This is a genomic window from Hymenobacter sp. (genome assembly GCF_036387835.1).
In the GTDB taxonomy this organism is placed as follows: Bacteria; Bacteroidota; Bacteroidia; order Cytophagales; family Hymenobacteraceae; genus Hymenobacter.
Window position 1 is genome coordinate 26,266 of the sequence record NZ_DASVSY010000079.1, and the last position, 19,762, is coordinate 46,027.

16 protein-coding genes and 1 riboswitch are annotated in these 19,762 nt (G+C 55.7%); of the genes, 10 read left to right on the forward strand and 6 right to left on the reverse strand.

Annotated elements, in window-relative coordinates:
* The first annotated feature begins 106 nt into the window (after positions 1-106).
* Positions 107-1,195: a lysylphosphatidylglycerol synthase transmembrane domain-containing protein gene (locus tag VF639_RS15340; RefSeq protein ID WP_331146801.1), complete on the forward strand. Its 1,089-nt coding sequence runs from the start codon at positions 107-109 to the stop codon at positions 1,193-1,195.
* 170 nt (positions 1,196-1,365) lie between these two features.
* Here the strand turns inward: VF639_RS15340 and VF639_RS15345 are convergent, their stop codons facing one another.
* The 3 genes from VF639_RS15345 to VF639_RS15355 all read right to left on the reverse strand — a co-directional run bounded on the left by VF639_RS15345 (position 1,366) and on the right by VF639_RS15355 (position 5,149).
* Positions 1,366-2,823 (reverse strand): aldehyde dehydrogenase family protein, encoded by a 1,458-nt coding sequence (locus VF639_RS15345; RefSeq protein ID WP_331146802.1) that lies wholly within the window; start codon positions 2,821-2,823, stop codon positions 1,366-1,368.
* A gap of 231 nt (positions 2,824-3,054) precedes the next feature.
* Complete coding sequence (locus VF639_RS15350; protein WP_331146803.1) at positions 3,055-4,287, reverse strand: tRNA wybutosine-synthesizing protein 4 beta-propeller domain-containing protein; 1,233 nt, start codon at positions 4,285-4,287, stop codon at positions 3,055-3,057.
* Between the two features lie 445 nt (positions 4,288-4,732).
* A complete protein-coding gene (locus VF639_RS15355) occupies positions 4,733-5,149 on the reverse strand; it encodes a lipocalin family protein (protein WP_331146804.1) in 417 nt (138 codons plus the stop codon).
* A 225-nt stretch (positions 5,150-5,374) separates the two neighbouring features.
* Here VF639_RS15355 and VF639_RS15360 point away from each other — a divergent pair, with 225 nt between their 5' ends.
* Positions 5,375-5,683: a LysM peptidoglycan-binding domain-containing protein gene (locus VF639_RS15360; RefSeq protein ID WP_331146805.1), complete on the forward strand. Its 309-nt coding sequence runs from the start codon at positions 5,375-5,377 to the stop codon at positions 5,681-5,683.
* A 20-nt stretch (positions 5,684-5,703) separates the two neighbouring features.
* Here the strand turns inward: VF639_RS15360 and VF639_RS15365 are convergent, their stop codons facing one another.
* Positions 5,704-5,982: a hypothetical protein gene (locus VF639_RS15365; RefSeq protein WP_331146806.1), complete on the reverse strand. Its 279-nt coding sequence runs from the start codon at positions 5,980-5,982 to the stop codon at positions 5,704-5,706.
* An 81-nt stretch (positions 5,983-6,063) separates the two neighbouring features.
* A riboswitch (SAM riboswitch) is annotated at positions 6,064-6,177 on the forward strand.
* 376 nt (positions 6,178-6,553) lie between these two features.
* Here VF639_RS15365 and VF639_RS15370 point away from each other — a divergent pair.
* The 6 genes from VF639_RS15370 (at position 6,554) to VF639_RS15395 (ending at position 13,578) form a co-directional block, all read left to right on the forward strand.
* Positions 6,554-7,942, forward strand: coding sequence for an O-acetylhomoserine aminocarboxypropyltransferase/cysteine synthase family protein (locus tag VF639_RS15370; RefSeq protein WP_331146807.1), 1,389 nt, complete (start codon positions 6,554-6,556; stop codon positions 7,940-7,942).
* Between the two features lie 267 nt (positions 7,943-8,209).
* Positions 8,210-9,241, forward strand: coding sequence for a homoserine O-acetyltransferase MetX (metX, locus tag VF639_RS15375; RefSeq protein WP_331146808.1), 1,032 nt, complete (start codon positions 8,210-8,212; stop codon positions 9,239-9,241).
* A gap of 55 nt (positions 9,242-9,296) precedes the next feature.
* A complete protein-coding gene (locus VF639_RS15380) occupies positions 9,297-10,346 on the forward strand; it encodes an aliphatic sulfonate ABC transporter substrate-binding protein (protein ID WP_331146809.1) in 1,050 nt (349 codons plus the stop codon).
* Positions 10,347-10,529: 183 nt separating this feature from the next.
* Positions 10,530-11,393 (forward strand): ABC transporter permease, encoded by an 864-nt coding sequence (locus VF639_RS15385; RefSeq protein ID WP_331146810.1) that lies wholly within the window; start codon positions 10,530-10,532, stop codon positions 11,391-11,393.
* 102 nt (positions 11,394-11,495) lie between these two features.
* A complete protein-coding gene (locus tag VF639_RS15390) occupies positions 11,496-12,236 on the forward strand; it encodes an ABC transporter ATP-binding protein (RefSeq protein ID WP_331146811.1) in 741 nt (246 codons plus the stop codon).
* A 103-nt stretch (positions 12,237-12,339) separates the two neighbouring features.
* Positions 12,340-13,578: a homoserine dehydrogenase gene (locus tag VF639_RS15395; protein WP_331146812.1), complete on the forward strand. Its 1,239-nt coding sequence runs from the start codon at positions 12,340-12,342 to the stop codon at positions 13,576-13,578.
* A gap of 386 nt (positions 13,579-13,964) precedes the next feature.
* Here VF639_RS15395 and VF639_RS15400 read toward each other — a convergent pair whose 3' ends face one another.
* Positions 13,965-15,209 carry an alpha/beta hydrolase fold domain-containing protein gene (locus VF639_RS15400; protein ID WP_331146813.1) on the reverse strand — a complete coding sequence of 415 codons (1,245 nt, stop codon included), beginning with the start codon at positions 15,207-15,209 and terminating at the stop codon, positions 13,965-13,967.
* Positions 15,210-15,795: 586 nt separating this feature from the next.
* On the opposite strand from VF639_RS15400, the gene VF639_RS15405 reads away from it, so the two are divergent.
* Both VF639_RS15405 and VF639_RS15410 read left to right on the forward strand, forming a co-directional pair.
* On the forward strand, positions 15,796-16,683 hold the full coding sequence (locus VF639_RS15405; protein WP_331146814.1) for a hypothetical protein: 888 nt from the start codon (positions 15,796-15,798) through the stop codon (positions 16,681-16,683).
* Positions 16,684-17,022: 339 nt separating this feature from the next.
* Entirely contained in the window at positions 17,023-17,928 is a 906-nt protein-coding gene (locus VF639_RS15410; RefSeq protein WP_331146815.1) for a S66 peptidase family protein, read from the forward strand.
* 629 nt (positions 17,929-18,557) lie between these two features.
* Here VF639_RS15410 and tssD read toward each other — a convergent pair.
* A complete protein-coding gene (gene tssD, locus VF639_RS15415) occupies positions 18,558-19,706 on the reverse strand; it encodes a type VI secretion system tube protein TssD (protein ID WP_331146816.1) in 1,149 nt (382 codons plus the stop codon).
* Positions 19,707-19,762 lie beyond the last annotated feature (56 nt).

The window sequence follows — 19,762 nt, forward strand, 5'->3', positions numbered from 1 at the left end:
AGTGCAGGGCCGAAGTACCCGATCTGAATCGTTGTTAATTAACGCTTTTTTTACGCCCTGACCTGCCAGAATGCCTACTTTTGATTTACGCCACCCGCGCATTCCCATGCCTCAGACCTCTGCCGATCAACAAACTGAAGACCAGCAACTACTGGACAAGCTCCGGCCTTCGCGCATAGTTTTGCCGGTGCTGATTGGGCTGAGTGTTGTTGGTTTTATGTTTTGGCGGAGCTACAAGCCTGGCGACCTGGCCCCCCTAGCCAACGCCAAGCCGCTTTGGCTGCTGCTGATGCTAGTCGTGCTCGTCGCCCGCGACGCCGGCTACGTTTACCGCATCCGCTACCTCACTCAAAAAGTGCTCACCTGGCGCGCCTCCCTCGACGTCATCATGATTTGGGAGTTTTCGTCGTGCGTGCTGCCCTCAGCAGTGGGCGGCACAGCTGTAGCTCCCGTTCTGCTCCACAAAGAAGGTATTCCGCTCGGCAAATCGGTGGCTTACATCATGGCCACGGCCATGCTCGACAACTTGTATTATGTGTTGGCGGTGCCGCTGGTAGTGCTTATTGGAGGTGATGCGCTGTATCCGCACGAGGCGTTGCAGGGCGGTTTGGTGGCCACGTTGCGCATCGGCTTTATTGCGAGCTACGTGTTCGTGACCATCTATGCACTGCTCATGCTATACGCCATCTTCATCAATCCACGGTCGGTGAAGCGGCTGCTAGTGCGGCTGTTTTCGATGCGTGGACTGCGGCGCCTGCGCGGCAAAGCCTACAAAATGGGCAACGAAATGGTGCTGGCTTCCGCCGAGTTGCGCGGGAACGGGTGGGTTTATTGGCTGCGCGCTTCCCTCAGCACCGCCTTCGTCTGGACGGCCCGCTACCTGGTAATCGGCTGTCTGATTTCTGCGTTTATCGATGTCACGTGGCCGGAATTCTGCCTGATTTTTGGCCGTAACCTCACTTACAAAGTTATCCTGCTAATTGCTATTACGCCCGGCGGCGCGGGCATTGCGGAGGGTGCTTTCCCTACTTTCTTCGGCAAGTTCATCGGCACGCCCACCATGACCAACTTCATGGTATTGCTTTACCGCCTCGTCACTTATTATATGTATCTGGTACTCGGCGCCATCTTCCTACCCCGCTGGATAGCCCGGATATTCGGTCCGCGCAAGGCAACCGCAGTTATGCATTCCTAGCAGATTTTCCTTCTTAAGCTCTATGAAACAACAAGGCTCACCCCGCTTGGGATGAGCCTTGTTATTATTGCCTCCGCCCCGAGAAAGAGGTGTCAGCTGAAAGTGAGTAGGTATTTGCTCACAACTTCACCTCTCACAAATTCACTCTTCTCCCAAAGCGGCCGGCCCCGCTATATCGGGTACTCGCGGGGGGTGTGCTGCACGCTTACCCACTGTACGCGGGTCATTTCCTCCATCACCCACTCGCCGCCGAAGCGGCCCATGCCTGATTCTTTTTCGCCGCCGAAAGGGGCATTGGGCTCGTCGTTTACGCTTTGGTCGTTTACGTGAATCATGCCGGTTTCCACTTCGCGGGCGAGTTGTACGCCGCGTTCCACGTTGCGGGTATGGAGGGCGCCGCTGAGGCCGAAATCCAGCTCGTTGGCTAGGCGCAGCATTTCAGCGTCGTCTTTGAAGGGAATCAGACAGGCAACCGGACCGAAAATCTCGTTGTGCGCGATGGGCATGTCGTTGCGGACGTTGGTTAGTACCGTGGGGTACTGCACAGCACCTTCGGCCTGGCCGCCAAACTCGATTTTGGCACCCTGAGCTACACTTTCTTCGATGTCTTTTTGAATACGCTGCACCTGCTTTTCATCGATGAGCGGTCCAATGTCGGTTTCCCGATCCAACGGGTTGCCGACTTTCAGAGCTTTGGTGCGCTCCACCAGCTTGCCACAGAACTCGTCGTAGACGTTTTCGTGGACGAGGAAACGGTTGATGGCCATGCAGATCTGCCCTTGGTGCATGAATTTGCCCATCATACCAGCCGCCACGGCGCGGTCGATGTCGGCGTCTTCGAGCACAATAAACACGTTGTTGCCGCCAAGTTCCAGGGCTACTTTCTTAAGGTTTTCACCGGCCAGCTTGCCGATGCCTTTGCCTACGGGCGTGGAGCCCGTGAAGGAAATCATCTTCGGAATGGGGTGGCTCACGAAAGGGTCGCCAATGACCGACGACTTGCCCATGATTACATTGAACACGCCGGCTGGCAGGCCCGCTTCCTCGAACAGCTTGGCTAGCAGCGTGCCGCCGGTAGCGGGCGTTTGGGAGGCGGGCTTCACCACGATGGTGTTGCCACAGGCCAGAGCCGGCGCAATGGAGCGCATAGAAAGGTGCACCGGGAAGTTCCAGGGGCTGATAATCCCGATTACGCCCAAAGGCTTGCGGTACACCCGGCTTTCCTTGCCCGGCGTGCTGGAGTTGAGAATGCTGCCGTGCAGCCGGTTCGGGAAAGACGAGGCCTCCAGCAATACTTCGTGGGCCAGCATTACCTCTACCTCCCCTTTGGCGTGGGCACCGCCGGCTTCTTTGGCAATCCACTCCGCAAACTCGTCTTTGCGCTCCAGCAAGATGGTTGCCGCTTTCAGCAGAATATCCCGGCGCTCTTGAGGCAGCGTGACGCCCCAACTTTTAGCGGCCTGATGGGCCGCGTCGTAGGCTTCGTTTAGTTCGGCCAGGCCGCCGCACTTAATATCGAGCAGCACCGAATTGTCGAAGGGGTTGATGTCTTGGATGGTGTCGTCTTCGCGGCCGTCTTGCCAGCGGCCGTTGATGTACTGTTTGTCGAGGTCTTGGTAGGGTGTCATGGATTGAGAAAGGGTGCGGAAAAGCAGAACGGTAGTTGCCCTGCTAGGCGCAGGTAGAAGAAAACTGTCTTCCTTTAACGGGATTTACCGCAAAACTTTCCTTCCTGAGGAGCTGCATAAAGTTTAAAAAGCCTTGCCAGAGCTCTGACAAGGCTTTTTTAAACAGTTAATTTTTAGCTCCGAGGTGCCGCTCGTTGGTTTGCCTCGCCCAAGCTCAGCGCTGCGTGTTGCCTACTGCCGCACCAACCGACACTGGCCAGCTGGCTGACCGCCTTCTTGTGCCTCAACCAGATACAATCCCACTGGCTGGTTCTCTAAATCCAGCTCGTATGCCGCATGGCCGCGTGGCACGAGCAAGTTGCGCACTTCGCGCCCGTGCGCATCACGCACAATCAGGCGGGTATCTTTGGCGCCGGGCAGCAGCACCCGAAACCGTCCCGAAACCGATGGATTTGGGTACGCCTGAAGCACCTTTTTCCGGGCGGCTGCGGTGGCACTCATCACCAGAAAGCTAATATCGGCCCGCCACATATCTGCTAAGGCCGAGGAGTTGGCGGCCGCCGTGTTGCCACCCCACACGTACAATTGGTTGTTGATAATGGCCGCGCCAGCATTGCGCCGCGGCGGCAAGTTCGACGTGAAAGTTCGCAGTTGCGCGGTGCGGGTATTGTAAGCAGCTAGATAGTTTTGATTGGTGAAGTCGCCTACCAGCCAAATCCACTCGCCCTGCACCGCTACGGCCTGGTTGGAAACCGTGGTAGGCAGGTCGGGCAGGGCCTGCCACTGGTTGGAAGCAATATCGTAAGCGTCCACCCGGCTATAGTTCACTACGCCATCGTACCCCCCGAAAACATAGATTTTCCCGTTTACGGCGGCCCCGGCAATGGTGCGGGCCACGGGCATGGGCGCCAGCGTAGTCCAAGCATTGGTATTAGGGTTACAGGACCGTAGCGCATTGGAGTACGTGGTACCATTGATGCCGCCGTAGCTGTAGAGCAGCCCGTTCCAGACTGCCACGCCGGCCGAAACCGTCGGGAGTGGATTGGCGAACGAAGGGCCACTTTGGCCACTCACGGCCAGCACCGATTCCAGTTGCGGCACTGGAATATTCAAGCCATTGGCCCCGCTGCCATTGAGTACGTACGCCAAGCTGGTACCGCTGCCGGAGGGCAGAAGGGCGGCCGTACCCAACCGCTGCGGCGTCACCATCGCCGCCCCTACCGTCCACGTATTAGTTGCCAACTCGTAGCGGTATACATCACTGGTGTAGGCCGCCGTCAGGTTGCCGCCTCCGGCCTGATATATGTTCTGCTGGTCGTTGCAGTAGCCCATGCCATAGTGCGCAACGGGCAGCGCCGCACGAGAGACAAAGGTGAGCGAATTCTGCCCTAGCACACCTTCGGCTAGTAAACTTAGGGCGCACCCAAGGCCCGCCCGAATAACAAAGTGTAAAGTTGTTTTCATGATCTGCCGCTCTAAGATTGGATACCTGCGGAAGATACTTCACCTCGTTTAATATTAGTTATTCTTAATATTATTTTTTAAGGTTATAACTGAAATTCCACCAGCCTATTATAGCAGTTTCACAAACCATACACGCAGCGTACATAGATGCTACAACTTGGCTACGCCAACCGTCGGTTCGCATCTGCGCGTCCGGGCCATTTGCCGCAGTTGTTCAACGAGGAGACGCGAACCGACGGTCGGCGCAGCCAAGTGGCGCGTTTCTACCCCGTTCCAGAAACTGTCATATACCTACTTGCAGACAGACCCTTCTGATAAAAGCATCAACTCGCTGTGGGAGAAGTCTTACGTGCTCTGCCTTGGCTATGACGACCGAAAGTACTACACAAAAAAGCCCTGCCGTTTAACGGGCAGAGCTTTCCGGTATTTGAGAGGGGGTAGTTGGTTATTCCTTTTCAAGGCGCAGCTCGGCACCTTCGGGGCTCTTGAGGGTCAGCTTATCATCCGTCAGCGTCACCACGTCGAAGGTGTTGCTTTGGGGGGCACCGTCGGGCGTCATCGTGATTTTCTTGCCGGCCTGGTCGAACGTGTATTTACCGTTTACGGCGCCGGCCGAGGCCGTCATGTTGTACTGGCCATTGGCGAAGAAGGTGATACGCTCGTCTTCCTGAGCATCGGTTTGCTTCACTTTGTCGCCGGCAGAGCTAAGTTCTTTATCTGTTTTCCAAACCTTGCTTTGAGCGCCATACAGCATATTAACTCCTTCTACTTTGCCTTCCTTGCTACCACAGGCAGAAGTGAACAATACCAACAGCACGAGCAGGCTGGCTACATAGCGAAAGGGAGCGGGCATCGTTTTCATGAGATGTACAGATTATGTGAAGATGGGAGAGAGTACGTTACCGCCGGCAGCCATACGCCCCAACAGTATGCGCCTCTTACGACGGGCTTCCGCAAGATGTTCAACTTCTCTACTGTTGACCTTTGATAGCTGAACTTCTTACCGACGTCAGCGTATGAGGCCTGACACCGTGGCCATCAACAGTATGGAGATGAGCTGCGTTTTGCTTTCACCCTAAACCAACGCATGACCATGGGACTGTTTGATTTCCTCTCGAACGAAGGCGAAAAAAAGCCGGCACAACCCGCTGCTAACCCAGCTGCTGCCGGTGGGGCCACCGATTTTTTTGGCAACCCCGCGCAGCCAACGCAGCCCGCTGCTACGCAAGGCCAGAGCTACACCGTAGTAAGCGGCGACTCGCTTTCCAAAATTGCTAAAAACCACTACGGCGACGCCGCTAAGTGGCACCGGATTTACGATGCCAACAAAGCCACCATTGGCTCTAACCCCGACCACATTGAAGTTGGTCAAGTGTTGACCCTGCCGACCGTCTAAAGTGGTTTCTCTTGAAAACGTTATAAAAGCCGCCCTACACCAGAGGCGGCTTTTTTCGTGCCGTACCCGCAGTGGTGCCGCTGCTTTTTTGGTTGTGGTACTACTATCATTGAACCAATAGAAGCTGCTCGACAAGTTTTTTCTGAACTTAAACGATGGAATAGTGCTATGTATATTTGTATATATCTACGACTTAAGTCTATATATATCATATACTTATAAAAGCCTCCGTTAGCAACGCTGTTGCTACCACCACAAAAAATTTGTGGCTTTACCCAAAAACAAAAAATATTTTTCATTTGTATTGCTAATATCAAAACCGGTTTTACATTTGCATCACCAACCCGGTACTCCCCGCTTACGGTGGGACAGTTTTTCAGAATTTATACAGAAGTGGCGAGAGAACAGGCTCCGTGACCCACTGGCAACCTTCGTTGACGCGAAAGGTGCCAATTCCTACCCGCTCCGATATTTATCGGCGGGAGAGATAAGTTGAGTACCATGAAAAATAACCTGAATTCTGCTTTTCCTTCCCCATCTGCTCTAGCCGCTTCGCCGCGTGCTGGTTTGCTGATGGGTTTCCGCGTTTCGACTGTTGCCGCTCCGGCCGCCCAAATGCGAATGCGCTGCTGTTGTAGCGCCTGTTGTTGCTGTTGTTAGCCCCCTGACGGCTCCGGCACTCTCTTTCCTCCTTCCCTTATTGCTGCTCAGTTGCTCCGGTACGCCTTAGGCACCCGCGCTGAGTGTCGCGCCACCTGCACCGCCGAGTTCCGGCCGGCGTCGGGCGCAACCTGCCACAACTTCTTGTGGCCTCGCTTACAGCAACCTACACTCTTTCTTCCCACATACATTCCTTAACTCAGTCGCACCATGTCTGCTTCAACCCATCACTTCGAGACGCTTCAACTCCACGCCGGCCAACAGCCTGACCCCACCACCGGCTCGCGTGCCGTCCCGATTCATCAGACCACTTCCTACGTTTTCAAGAACGCAGAGCACGGTGCCAACTTGTTTGCCCTTAAGGAGTTCGGCAACATCTATACCCGTTTGATGAACCCCACCACCGACGTATTCGAGCAGCGCATTGCGGCCCTCGAAGGTGGCGTGGCCGCCCTGGCGGTATCGTCGGGACAGGCGGCCCAGTTCATTGCCCTCAACAACATCCTGCAAGCCGGCGACAACTTCGTGAGCACTGCACACTTGTATGGCGGCACCTACAACCAATTCAAGGTAGCCTTCAAGCGTTTGGGCATTGAGGCCCGCTTCGTCGATGGCGACCAGCCAGAAAGCTTCGAAACCCTCATCGACGACAAGACCAAGGCTATTTACCTGGAAACCATTGGCAACCCGAGCTTCAGCATTCCGGACTTCGAAAAGATTGCCGCTATTGCTGAAAAGCACGACTTGCCGCTGGTAGTGGATAACACCTTTGGGGCGGGCGGTTACTTGTTCCGGCCCCTGGAGCACGGCGCGCACATCGTAGTGGAATCAGCCACGAAGTGGATTGGCGGCCACGGCACCAGCATCGGCGGCGTGATTGTGGACGGCGGCAAGTACGACTTCGGCAACGGCAAGTTCCCGCAGTTCACGGAGCCGAGCGAAGGCTACCACGGCCTCGTGTTCAACGACGTATTCGGCGTAGGTGGGCCGTTCGGCAACATCGCCTTCATCATCCGGGCCCGGGTGGAAGGGTTGCGCGACTTTGGTCCTTCGCAGAGCCCTTTCAACTCTTTCTTGCTGCTGCAAGGCCTCGAAACGCTGAGCTTGCGCGTGGAGCGCACCGTGGAAAATGCCTTGCGCATTGCCACTTGGCTGGAGCAGCATCCGCAGGTGGAAGCTGTGAACTATCCTGGCCTGAAGAGCAGCCCCTATAACGCCTTGGCGCAGAAATACCTGAAGCGCGGCGCCGGTGGGGTCTTAACCTTCGCCATCAAAGGCAGCAAGGATACGGCTACGCAATTTATTGATAACCTGAAGCTGGTCAGCCACTTGGCTAACGTAGGTGATGCCAAAACGCTGATTATTCAACCGGCGGCTACTACGCACCAGCAACTTTCCGAAGCAGAGCAGCGTGCTGCCGGCGTAACGCCTACGCTGCTGCGTTTGTCGATAGGCATCGAGCACTTCGAAGATATTCAGGCCGACTTGCAACAAGCGTTTGAGGCCGTGCGCAACGCCGCACCGCTGCAATCAGATGAAACGAGCGGCGAGGCGCTGCCCGAGCAGGAAGTTGAACACGCTGCCGTGCTGGAAGTATAGGTAAAGAGCTTAGCCCGGCCGGTCGGTGAGAGGGGCGGCCGGGCTGCTTTCAGCAAGTGCAGCTCGTGGGTAAAGGCGGTTTTTTTGTGAGAGAGGGAGCCGCTTTTCCCACACAAGCACGGGTTGAGTTGGTTCGCCGGCTCAGCCCGTTGGCTGTTTATACCGACTAAACCTCATCTAACCGTCAGGCTGAGTGCAGGCGTAATCGAAGCCTCTCGCTCAGCATGATGGTTCTACTTACAATTAGCAATCAACTACCACTAATCAATGCCTGACAACCTAAGCTTCTTCCTACCTGAACCCCTCACGCTGGAAAGTGGGCAGGTGCTAGCTGGCGCGGAGGTAGCTTACCACACCTTTGGTACGCTGAACGCGGACCGCGACAATGTGGTGTGGGTATGCCATGCCCTGACGGCTAACTCCGACGTGCTGAGCTGGTGGCCGGGCCTATTCGGGGCAGACTGCTATTTCGATCCGGTCGATTGGTTTGTGGTGTGCGCCAATGTACTTGGCTCCTGCTACGGCTCCACCAACCCGCTTTCAGTGGCACCCGAAACGGGTACGCCTTGGTACCAGCAGTTTCCGCTGCTCACTATTCGCGACCTGGTAACGGCGCATGAAGCGCTGCGGCAACACCTCGGTCTAACGCAGATTCACACGCTGATTGGCGGCTCGTTGGGCGGCCAACAGGCGCTGGAATGGGCTATTCAGCAACCAACCGTGTTTGAGAATCTGGTGTTGCTGGCTACCAACGCGCAGCACTCCCCGTGGGGCATAGCCTTCAACGAAGCGCAGCGGCTTGCCATCTTCGCCGACCCTACCTACCAGCAAGCAACGCCCGAGGGCGGCGCTACGGGTTTGCGGGCGGCGCGGGCTATGGCCTTGCTGAGCTACCGCAGCTACGGCGCCTACGGCGAAACCCAAGCGGAATCTACCGACGACAAAATCGACGACTTCCGGGCCAGCGCTTACCAGCAATACCAAGGCGACAAGTTGGTGGCCCGCTTCAATGCCTACACCTACGTGACGCTTTCCCGAGCGATGGATTCGCACAACGTAGGGCGCGGGCGGGGCGGGGTGGCCGCAGCTTTAAAGCAGGTGCGTGCCCGCACGCTAGTACTAGGCATCACCTCGGACGTGCTGTTTCCGCCTACGGAGCAGCAACTTCTGGCCCGCCACATTCCGGGCGCCATGTACGCCGAAATGGATTCCCGCTTCGGCCACGATGGTTTTCTGATCGAAACAGCGCATATCACGCATTTTCTGGAACGGTTTCACGCTTACTCTTTCGCTCATTAACCTCATCAAAAGCCGTTAGCTTTTAGCTGACAGCATTAAAACCAAACTCTTTATCATGACCTCAACCACATCATATCCACCTCTATCTACCCGGCAGCACTCCTTTGTAGGGGCGCTGTTGTTGGTGCTTTTGCTGCTGGCCGGATGTGGAGGGGCTGGCAGTGAGACTAAAAACACAAAGCCAGACACCATCCGTCTGGACTACGCTTATTACAACCCTTTGAGTTTGGTGCTGAAGCAGCAAGGCTGGCTGGAACAGGATTTAGCCAAGCAAAACATCAAGGTAGAATGGGTGCTCAGCCAGGGCAGCAACAAGGCCCTGGAGTTTCTGAACGGCAGCAGCATCGACTTCGGCTCTACGGCCGGCGCGGCAGCCCTGATTGGCAAAGCCAACGGCAACCCCCTCAAATCCATCTATATCTACTCGAAACCAGAGTGGACGGCACTGTGCACCGGGCCGAAATCTAGCATCAAGACGGTGGCCGATTTGAAAGGCAAGCGCGTAGCAGCTACCCGCGGCACCGACCCGTACATCTTCTTGCTGCGTGCCCTCGACCAGGCCGGGCTGAGTGAGAAAGACATCGAATTGATTCCGCTGCAACATCCCGACGGCCGCGCCGCCCTGGAAAAAGGCGACGTTGACGCATGGGCCGGCCTCGATCCGCATATGGCCAAAGCCGAGCTAGAATCGGGCGCCAAACTGTTTTATCGCAACGCCGACTTCAACAGCTACGGTGTGCTGAACGTGCGCGAGGAGTTTGCCAAGCAAAACCCGGCTTTGGTTGACCAAGTACTGGCCGCCTACGAAAAAGCCCGCCAGTGGGCCGTAGAGCACCCCGAGGAACTGAGGAAAACGCTAGCCACCGAGGCTAAGCTCAGCGAAGCCGTAGCAGCCAAGCAACTAGAGCGCACCGACTTCACGACCATCAGCTTCGGCCCTCAGCAACGCAGCACCATATCCGCTGCCGGCGACGTGCTCAAGAAGAGCGGCGCCGTCGACCAGAACGTAGACATCAACCAAACCGTCAGCAACCTGATTGACACGCAGTTTGCTGATAAAATCGCGACGGCTAAAGCAAAAGCTACCGCCAAGCTCACGGATTAATGCGGATTTTCCGGATTGGTCGGATTTTGTAGTCGGCACGGTCCTCGAAGATAATTGCTGTACTCGTGCGCGAAGCTAAAGCTCCGCGCTAGCGTAGTCCACCTCACGATGGTCCGTGCCAGTGCAAACCCGTGCCGTCCACAAAATCCGACTAATGCGTTTAATCCGAAAAATCAGTGATCCATGTTTGAATCATCTTCGATTTACGCTTCGTCCAGCAGCGCACAAGCGCCAGCTGTAGTTGATGCGCCTACGCAGCAAGCTGTTGCGTCGCGCACGCCGGGCCGTTGGGGCTGGCTGCGGGGGGCCGTGCTACCGGCGGTGTTGCTGCTGGTTTGGGAAGTGCTGGCCCACGTGGGCGTATTGCCACCTAACCTGCTGCCGGCACCTTCGCGCGTGCTGGCTACCATCTGGCAAATGGCGGTTACAGGTGAGTTGTGGGAGCATTTGGGTATCACGCTCTGGCGCGTGGCTCTTGGCTTCCTATTAGGCAGCGCTTTGGCTACTGTGTTCGGAGCCCTGACGGGCTATTCTCGCACACTAAACCAATTGCTTGATCCGCTGCTGCAAGGCATCCGCAATATTCCATCGTTGGCGTGGGTGCCGCTGTTCATTTTGTGGATGGGCATTTACGAGACGTCGAAGGTTGTGCTGATTGCCGTGGGCGTGTTTTTCCCGGTGTACCTCAACTTGATGAGTGGCATTCAGGGTGTAGACCGCAAGCTAATAGAAGTGGGCCGGGTGTACCGGCTCTCAGGGTTGCAGCTGGTGCGGCGCATCTTCATGCCGGCTACATTACCCGCCTACTTCGTGGGCTTGCGCAGCGGGTTAGGCTTGGGGTGGATGTTTGTGGTGGCCGCCGAAATCATGGGAGCTAATAAAGGCCTTGGCTTTCTATTGGTCGATGGCCAAATGACCGGCCGCCCCCAAACCATCTTGGCCAGCATCCTGCTCTTCGCCGTGCTCGGTCAACTCACCGACGCCCTCCTTTCCCTCCTCAGCCGCCGCCTGCTCCGCTGGCAAGACACGCACGGAGTGAGTTTGTGAGGTGGTGAAGTTGTGAACTACTATGCGCCATTCGTACCAGGAACCTCTTCCTGAAATCAAAATCTACTATCTCACAACTTCACCACCTCACAAATTCGCCACATGCTCCGTATCAACCACGTAAGCAAGCAATTCGGGCCGGTAGTGGCGCTTGATGGCATTGATGTGCACGTGCGGCCGGGCGAGATTGTAACGCTGGTAGGCACAAGCGGCTGCGGCAAAAGCACACTGCTGCGCATTGTGGCGGGACTGGATACGCCGACGCAGGGCCGGGTGCTGATTGACGATCAACCCATTACTGGGCCGCACCCTGCCGTGGGGGTCATCTTTCAAGAGCCCCGCCTGATGCCCTGGCTGACGGTGCGCCAGAACGTGCGGTTTGGCATTGCCGATTTGCCAAACGCCGAGCAAGAACAACGCACCGCGGCAGTGCTGGAGCGAGTGGGTCTGACGTCATTTGCGGATGCTTTGCCCCGGCAGCTTTCCGGTGGCATGGCGCAGCGGGTAGCCATTGCGCGGGCCCTGGTGGCGCAACCGTCGCTGCTGCTGCTCGATGAGCCCTTCAGTGCCCTCGACCCCTTCACAAAGATGAAGCTCCAGGACCACCTGCTCGAAATCTGGTCGTACGACCAACCCACGCTGCTGCTGGTGACGCACGATATCGAGGAAGCCCTGGTTCTCTCCGACCGGGTGGTGGTGCTACGCGGCCACCCCGGCCGCATCCACCAAACGCTGACGGTGGACCTGCCCCGCCCCCGCCGCCGCACCGACCCTGATTTTCAACACTGGAAACAACGCCTGCTCGACGCACTCGACCCATATGAGTTGCCGGTTGCCAGTTGATAGTTGCAAGTCAGAACATCAGGCACCTTCCAACGCCAGATCAAGCACGACCAACAACAGAAACTATCAACTGGCAACCCGCAACTCACAACTCATAACTGAAATGGCAGCTGACAAACAAACCTTGCGCATTGGCCTAATTGGTTTTGGCTGCGTAGGGCAAGGCCTCTACGATATACTTGAACAGCGCCCCGAAACCGGGTTCGAGGTGGCACGCATTGCCGTAAAAAATCCTACCAAGCCCCGTAGCCTGCCCCTGAATCGGTTCGACTTCCACGCCGACGACTTATTGCAAGATACCACGCTTGACGTGCTGGTAGAAGTGATTGACGATCCGACCGAAGCCTTTCGGCTGGTGAGTGAGGCCCTGCGCCAGGGCCGCCGCGTAGTCACGGCCAACAAGGCGATGCTGGCGCGCCACTTGCCCGAGTTGGTGCAATTGCAGCAGGAATTCAATGGAAAGCTGCTGTACGAGGCGGCCGTGTGCGGCAGCATCCCGATTATCCGGACCCTGGATGCTTACTTCGCGGAGGAACCGCTGCGGAGCGTAACGGGTATTCTGAACGGGTCGTCGAACTACGTGCTGACGCGCATGGGCGAGGAAGGCTCCGACTACGCGCCGGCCTTAGCGGAGGCGCAGGCCAAAGGCTTCGCCGAAACCGACCCTACCTTGGACATGGGCGCATTCGACCCACGCTCTAAGGCCGTAATTCTGGCGGCGCACGCCTACGGCACCTTCTTGCAACCCGAGGAAGTATTGAACCTCGGCATCGAGGACATCAACGCCGTTGACATTGCCTTCGCCGCCACATTAGGCCGCAAAATCAAGGTGGTAGCCGGCTTGCAGCGTCTGCCCGATGGCCGCGTTACGGCCCTGGTTACGCCGCTGCTGGTGGCACCTTCGTCGCCGCTCTACTCTGTCGACCACGAATTCAATGGCGTCTTGATTGAGGCAGACTTTGCCGGGGAGCAGTTCCTGCGCGGCCGGGGTGCGGGTGGGCATCCGACCGGCTCGGCCGTGCTAGCCGACTTGGCCGCTATCCGGCAGGGCTACGCTTACCAGTACCCAAAGCTCACGGTCTCCCCTCCTGCCTACGCCACCGACCTGGAACTGGAAATCTACCTGCGCACCGACGAGGACCGCCTGATTGATGCGCTGGATTTCAGTGAAATCTCGGAGGAGGCCGACGAAGATGGCTACGTGGTAGGCTACGTGGCCCTTTCCAACCTGCTGCGCGTGAAAGAGTTGATTCGCAAATTCGGTGCCTTCGTAGTGCGCACCGGCGTAGTACGGCCCCTTACCTCAACGGCCTCTACCCTGACGCACGAAGCCAGCGCGTAGAAACTCGGCATTGGAATAGTTATTTGCGAAACAAAAGCGCTGTTGGTCTTCCAGTAGCGCTTTTTATTTGAATCAGGATAGTTGTGAAGTACTGCCTAACAACTCCAGGTTTGTGGTGCAGAGCTTGAGGAAGGGAAGCCGTTTAGGCAGTTAGTCGCCCGTTATCCTAAGCGCAGGCGCAGCCAAAGTCGAAGCATCTCGCGTGCTGACAATAGAGTGGTGATCAGCATACTAGCGAGATGCATCGACTCCGCCTCAAACTTTGCTCGGCATGACGAATTAGAGGAATTCAACTGATTCTCTGCGCCTCAACGCCTTAATTAACACGATATTATGGGTATAAGAGGCATCTGAAAACTCGTCGCTGCTAGGCGGCGGGCACTCTTCTACTCGAATACTAGTCGGGTGCTTCCCATCTTCTCACTGCGCAGGAAATATAGACCGGGCTTCAAGTCGTTGCGAGTTACTGCTTGGTTGGCTCTTTCCCACCGAAAACGCCGTACCACTCGCCCGGTAGCGTCTAATAGTTCTGCCTGCTGTGGCTTGAACGCTATGCCGGCGGGTACAGTGAGGTAGATTTCGGTGGTGGCTGGCATTGGATAAACCTGCGGAGCAGTGCCGCCACGACTACTATTCGCAGCGGTAGTTGCCGTGCTTAGCACGGTACCTGGCTGGCCCAGACTAAGTCGGAGAAAGTCGCGGATTGTCCAGAAAGTAGTATCCGCGTAGGCCGGGCCGCTGGCACCCGTACTTTCAAACGGAATATGGCCGGCTCCGCGTAGGGTGCGAAGCGTGTTGCGGACGCCTACGGCAGTAGCACGCGGATTAAGCAAGCCACTACCCACTACGTACTTAGGTGGCAGCGAAGCGCCTGTTCTGCCTTTAAAATACGGCACTACCGCATCGGCCGTGCCGTGTACGCTGCATAAGGGCGCGTTGCCGGGCTCAATGTAATTCTCACTCTCGGTGCCGCCGCTTAAGTTGAGCACGGCTAGCACCGAACTACTGTAGCCAGGGTTGCCGCTTTCGCCTTCTACCCCGCCCAAAGCGGCAACATCAACATAGCCGGGCACCTCGCTGTTTTTGTCGAGGTAGCCAACTTGCAGCGCCATAAAGCCGCCAGCCGACGAGCCCCCGACCACGATGTAGCGCGGATTGACACGATAGAGACGCACGGTAGCGGCATCTTGACGGAAAAAACGCACGGCCGCCCGCATATCCTGCATACCTCGAACGGCTGCTCGGGCTATGTTCACAGTGTCGTAAGGCAGGAACAGTAAGCGGTAGTCGATGCTAGCCGTGACGTAGCCGAGACGGGCCAGACGGGTGCACACATCAACCATGTATTGATCGGTGCGCGAACCGGAAACGAAACCACCTTGGTGCGCGAAAATAATAACCGGGCGCCGGCTCACCGTGTCGCCAGCTGGTTGGTAAATGTCCATGGCCAGCGTTTGGGTGCCGCCTGAAAACGTGACAGCCGAACCATAGGTCACACTGCTGGTGACGGTGACATTCGGAAAGATGGGCTGGTAGTAGCGGCCCCGTGTCGTATCGATTTGGGCGAAGGCAGACTGCCCGAGAGCTAGCAGCAGCAGCAGCACTACAGTGACTTGGCAAAGCTTTTTCATACGCGGAGTTCCTGAAGCTGCATGCATTTAAGTGAAAGCCTTTCTTCATCGAACAGTTATTACCGAACTATGTCTGCTTTATCTGTCCTTATGACTCATTGATTCCTAAACTATTGCTGGCGTAGCACCCGCAGCTCAGAGCTTATAGCCGGCTTGCGCTTAACTGTTACACTAAGTATGACAGCACAACAGTAGAGTGCCCGCTGGCGGTAAACGAAGATAGGGCTAGTGGTAGAGTGTGCTGCGTTAAAGTCGACCAACGGGCTGATTCCTTGACCCTAGCGCGCACTTAGAAAGATTAACTCGCAAAACAGTATGCTTGTCGGTGGGTTTTCTTACAAGTGTACCCGGCGGTTCCATTTGCGTCTCCACCAGTGAGCTTAGCTGTTTCTACATACTCCTAATAATTTAAACAAGCAGTGGCGTTAAAAAGCAATTAATCACGCCTCCTTGTTTATACTTAATGCTCTAAATATGTGCTTAAAACAAGCCCAAAAGGGATTCACAGCTGATTTAGATAGACCTTCTTTTATGGAAGCCAGTTTTTAAGTAATATTCAACCGACTTTCTATTTTTATATTTCATCATGCCCTTTCATTCTCGGTTTTCGCCCGTCTTATGGCTATCAGTTACTTGTAGCGTTCTGCCTCTTGCTGGCTCGCAAATTGTTGGCTCGGAAACCGTAGCAACCGATTACCACACGCTCATACAAGCAGAACGCATCTTTGCAGCCTATGGCGGGCAGCACAGTGTTAAGGATGCTTTCAGTAAATTCCTGGCCGATGCTTACTTATTCCGCGAAGACAAATTCGTGCGCGGCGGGCCATTTTACGCAACCCAATCGGAGCGGCCCGGCCGCCTGACCTGGCGGCCCACCTACGCCCGCGTAGCCGCCAGCGGCAATTGGGGCGTGACCACAGGGCCGGCCGAATTTCATCCGAATACCGCTGCCGAGCCGCCGGTTGGCTACGGCAACTTTGTAACGCTGTGGCAGAAGGATACGGCTGGTGCCTGGCAAGTACTATATGATGGTGGTATCAGCTACGCCACCCCTGCGAGTGCCTCGGAAATCATTCACCCCAAAACTTTTCCGGCCAAGCTCCAGGTTTTAGCTGATACGGTTGCTCTACGCAACGCTTTGCAGCAGACCGAGACAGCTTTTGCAGCGCGGGCGCAAACCAGTTTGCAGCAGGCTTACGCACCCGTGCTGCCCAAGTCAGGCAGCGAGTTGCGCCTGTTGCGCGAAGAAGCCGTGCCGTATGTAGGTCCTGCCGCGCAACGCCTGGCCACTGAATCAACGCAGGCGGTAGCTTTTCGGCCTTTTCAGACGGCGGTAGCTCCTTCGGGAGAGTTGGGGTACACCCTAGGCTATTTGGATTTTCAGCAGCAGCGAGGACATTACCTGCGCGTTTGGCAGCGCGAAGGTGAGCAGTGGAAGCTGGCCCTGGAACTGCTGGCAGCCAAGCTGAAGTAAGCGGAATCATTCACCCACAGCACTCAAAAAAACCAAGTACCTGCAATGCAGGCCATGTCATTCCGACATTCCGCGCCTCAAGCGGCGAGAGGAAGCTGAATCAACTTGTTCAACGAAGTAAGCCAGCTTCCTCTCGCCGCTTGAGGCGCGGAATGTCGGAATGACATGGCCTGCATTGAACAGCCTCATGCGTGACGCTGAAACCGCCAGTTAAGCGCCGCTTGACTGGCGGTTTCAGCGTCTACGGAGTTCCTTTTCGGCAGTAGCATAATGGGCAGAATATCTAAAGGACTTATCTCGCCAAGCGTTAAGTTTGCCACCTCCCGAATCAGTCGCTGTATGCCTACCACTGCCCCCGCGCCACTCCGTCCTGGCGACCAAGTTGCCGTTGTATGTCCCGCCCGTAAAGCCTCGCACGAAGAACTGGCCGCCGCCGTGGCGGTGCTCGAAAGTTGGGGCCTGCGCGTGGTGCTAGGCGAAAGCACCAACGTAACGCATTACCAATTCGGCGGCGACGACGAGTTACGCCGCCGCGACTTGCAGCAACAGCTCGACAACCCCAACATCCGCGCTATCCTCAGTGCCCGCGGCGGCTACGGCACCACCCGCATCATCGACTCGCTGGATTTTTCGCGCTTCCTCCAAGACCCGAAATGGATAGCTGGTTTCTCCGACATTACCGCCCTCAATTGCCACTTGCTAGCGCTAGGCCATCAAAGCATTCATGGCGTGATGCCGCTACTCTTTCACCAGCCAGGGGGGGAAGCAGCGTTGGAAAGTTTGCGCCGGGCGCTATTCGGCGAACCGGTTGTGTATGAGGTGGCGCCACATCCGCTCAACCGCCCTGGCACTGCCACCGGCGAACTAATCGGGGGCAACCTGAGTTTGCTCCAAACCCTTACCGGCACCGACTCCGACGTGCCCACCGCCGGCCGCATCCTCTTCCTCGAAGACATTGACGAGTATCTTTATTCCATCGACCGGATGATGGTGCACCTCGACCGCACGGGCAAGCTGCGTCATCTAGCGGGCCTGCTCGTCGGCCACTTCACCAACCCGCAGGACAACACCGTGCCTTACGGCCAAACGCCCAACGAAATCATTCAGCACTACGCCAACAAATACAACTTCCCGGTTGCCCACAACTTCCCGGTAGGGCACGAGCCGCAGAATATGGCCCTGATTTGCGGACGTGAGGCACGCCTGACGGTGCACGAGGCAGGGGCACAGCTGACGTATATGTAGGTAGCCTGCACCTCCTTTATGCACGCGCAAACAACGGTTACTGTGCCGCGTGGGCCATCCAAGCTAGGAAGTCACGCCCTACGTGCTGGTAATAGGGTAGCAATGGTTTGATATACAGAAGCCGAACACAATCTTGAAGTTGTCGTGCTATAGCCTGCTCTTCAGCAGTGGGGTGATGCGACTTTATCAACCATTCTTGTTCTATTACCTGCGAAACAAGCTGGTTATAAAGTTCGATAGTAGCGTTTCGTCCCCGAGTCCCAAAATCTTTCGAGTTTTCCAACTCTCCCAGGTATGGTCGACGCTGTTCGTCAAGAGGTAGCCCTGATAAGTTCAGAGTCTCAGAGGTTACATCCTCCCATTGGTACGTCTTGTCTGGATAGCAGACACGCACAATTGCGAAAGGTGGATACACCATTTGTATCACTCCCTCCCGACCACCCCCCCGAGCACAATAGGCTACTACTACGTATTGGCGCTCTTCCATTACTTGAGGTATAACACAAGTAGTAAGAGTTGCTGTGTTTATGCGAGGAGGAGATAGCAAATGTGCAGGCACAGCATCAAATGCATCTTCAAGCGCCTCTTCAAGCCAATAATCTGTCATATAAGAAAATCAGTTTTACCAATCACGTCCAAATAGGCGCATTAGTGATAATTAGAGAAGAGTTATTTCTACCAGCAAGATCTCTGAACTCTGTAAATGCTGATAGAATTTCTGTGGTAGACAAACGACGATTTTGCTGGTGCTCTATGTTTGCAACAGCTGTGTCATTAAGTAGCACATGAGTTAATTGTCCCTCTTCATCAAACAACCCTGTAGTAATCAAAACTGCATGGCCATCTCCGGTCGGCGAATTATGCCAAAGCTGGCCTGAGTCTACAGCGGCAATTACCCCCTTATTCTCCTTTAAAGCTTCTGTTAATTTTTTTGTCAAACTAGTAATCTGGAACTCCTTCAAAGTTTTGCCTGCAGCCCTGTCATCCACACTAACCCTTGTCGGTGTTTTGAATACAGTTGCAGGGATTCCCTGAACATTCAGGAAATCTCGCATAGACTCATCAGACGTTAAACCGTGAAAGGGCCCCATGTTATCATCATATGCATAACAACCAGGCTTGGCAATGGCCTTTTCAAGTAATTCCTCTTCTTCGTAATTAATACCTGTCACCTGACGAACAATCTGTTGACAACATTGTACTCCACAGTTATTGTAACGCTGCGGACCAGGAAAAACAGATCCTCTCGCTGTCTGTGAAGCCGATTTAGCTGCATCTCCTGCCTCGCTACCAAGTTGGCCTAAAAGTTTGGGGACAACTCTACTAACAGCCACCGGCTTTCCATGCTCCCTGGGTGCGGGCATCACAAACTCGCCGGACGTGCCACTTTCGCGGCCCATTTCCTCCGGTGCCAAAGCAAACTGCACCACCCAACTTGGCTCGGAGCCGCGGGTACCAGTAGCGTCGAAATGCTCGGTGAAGTGGTGCAGGCGGGCCTGCCGGAACCAGACCGTTACGAATGTACCTTGGCCGTCGGCGTGGGTGTAGGCGGCGTGGCCGTCGAGTACGGCGTACGAATTAGCAGCTAGTTCTGAGAGTTCTGTGAGTTGCGCTTGGGTAGCCAGCACCTCGATTTGCAACGAGCCGAAACGCACTTTACTGCGGGGACGGCCGCGATGGTCCTGGTGCTGCTGCCACCGATAATGGCTTTGCTGAATTGGCAGCTGCAAATTCAGCGAAGGCAGGTGCAAGGTGCCATCGAAGGAAGCCTTAGTCATAAAGGGATAGAGATAAGCACTAGCAAACTACGGCTTTCCAGTCAACAATAGAGTGG

Bases quoted from the DNA above. Each gene is read 5' to 3' on its own strand.
- VF639_RS15405 (WP_331146814.1), top strand. From the start codon at position 15,796: ATGCCCTTTCATTCTCGGTTTTCGCCCGTCTTATGGCTATCAGTTACT.
- VF639_RS15390 (WP_331146811.1), top strand. From the start codon at position 11,496: ATGCTCCGTATCAACCACGTAAGCAAGCAATTCGGGCCGGTAGTGGCG.
- VF639_RS15345 (WP_331146802.1), bottom strand. From the start codon at position 2,823: ATGACACCCTACCAAGACCTCGACAAACAGTACATCAACGGCCGCTGG.
- VF639_RS15395 (WP_331146812.1), top strand. From the start codon at position 12,340: ATGGCAGCTGACAAACAAACCTTGCGCATTGGCCTAATTGGTTTTGGC.
- VF639_RS15365 (WP_331146806.1), bottom strand. From the start codon at position 5,982: ATGAAAAATATTTTTTGTTTTTGGGTAAAGCCACAAATTTTTTGTGGT.
- VF639_RS15400 (WP_331146813.1), bottom strand. From the start codon at position 15,209: ATGAAAAAGCTTTGCCAAGTCACTGTAGTGCTGCTGCTGCTGCTAGCT.
- VF639_RS15410 (WP_331146815.1), top strand. From the start codon at position 17,023: ATGCCTACCACTGCCCCCGCGCCACTCCGTCCTGGCGACCAAGTTGCC.
- metX (WP_331146808.1), top strand. From the start codon at position 8,210: ATGCCTGACAACCTAAGCTTCTTCCTACCTGAACCCCTCACGCTGGAA.
- VF639_RS15350 (WP_331146803.1), bottom strand. From the start codon at position 4,287: ATGAAAACAACTTTACACTTTGTTATTCGGGCGGGCCTTGGGTGCGCC.
- VF639_RS15355 (WP_331146804.1), bottom strand. From the start codon at position 5,149: ATGAAAACGATGCCCGCTCCCTTTCGCTATGTAGCCAGCCTGCTCGTG.
- VF639_RS15385 (WP_331146810.1), top strand. From the start codon at position 10,530: ATGTTTGAATCATCTTCGATTTACGCTTCGTCCAGCAGCGCACAAGCG.
- VF639_RS15380 (WP_331146809.1), top strand. From the start codon at position 9,297: ATGACCTCAACCACATCATATCCACCTCTATCTACCCGGCAGCACTCC.
- VF639_RS15370 (WP_331146807.1), top strand. From the start codon at position 6,554: ATGTCTGCTTCAACCCATCACTTCGAGACGCTTCAACTCCACGCCGGC.
- VF639_RS15360 (WP_331146805.1), top strand. From the start codon at position 5,375: ATGACCATGGGACTGTTTGATTTCCTCTCGAACGAAGGCGAAAAAAAG.
- tssD (WP_331146816.1), bottom strand. From the start codon at position 19,706: ATGACTAAGGCTTCCTTCGATGGCACCTTGCACCTGCCTTCGCTGAAT.
- VF639_RS15340 (WP_331146801.1), top strand. From the start codon at position 107: ATGCCTCAGACCTCTGCCGATCAACAAACTGAAGACCAGCAACTACTG.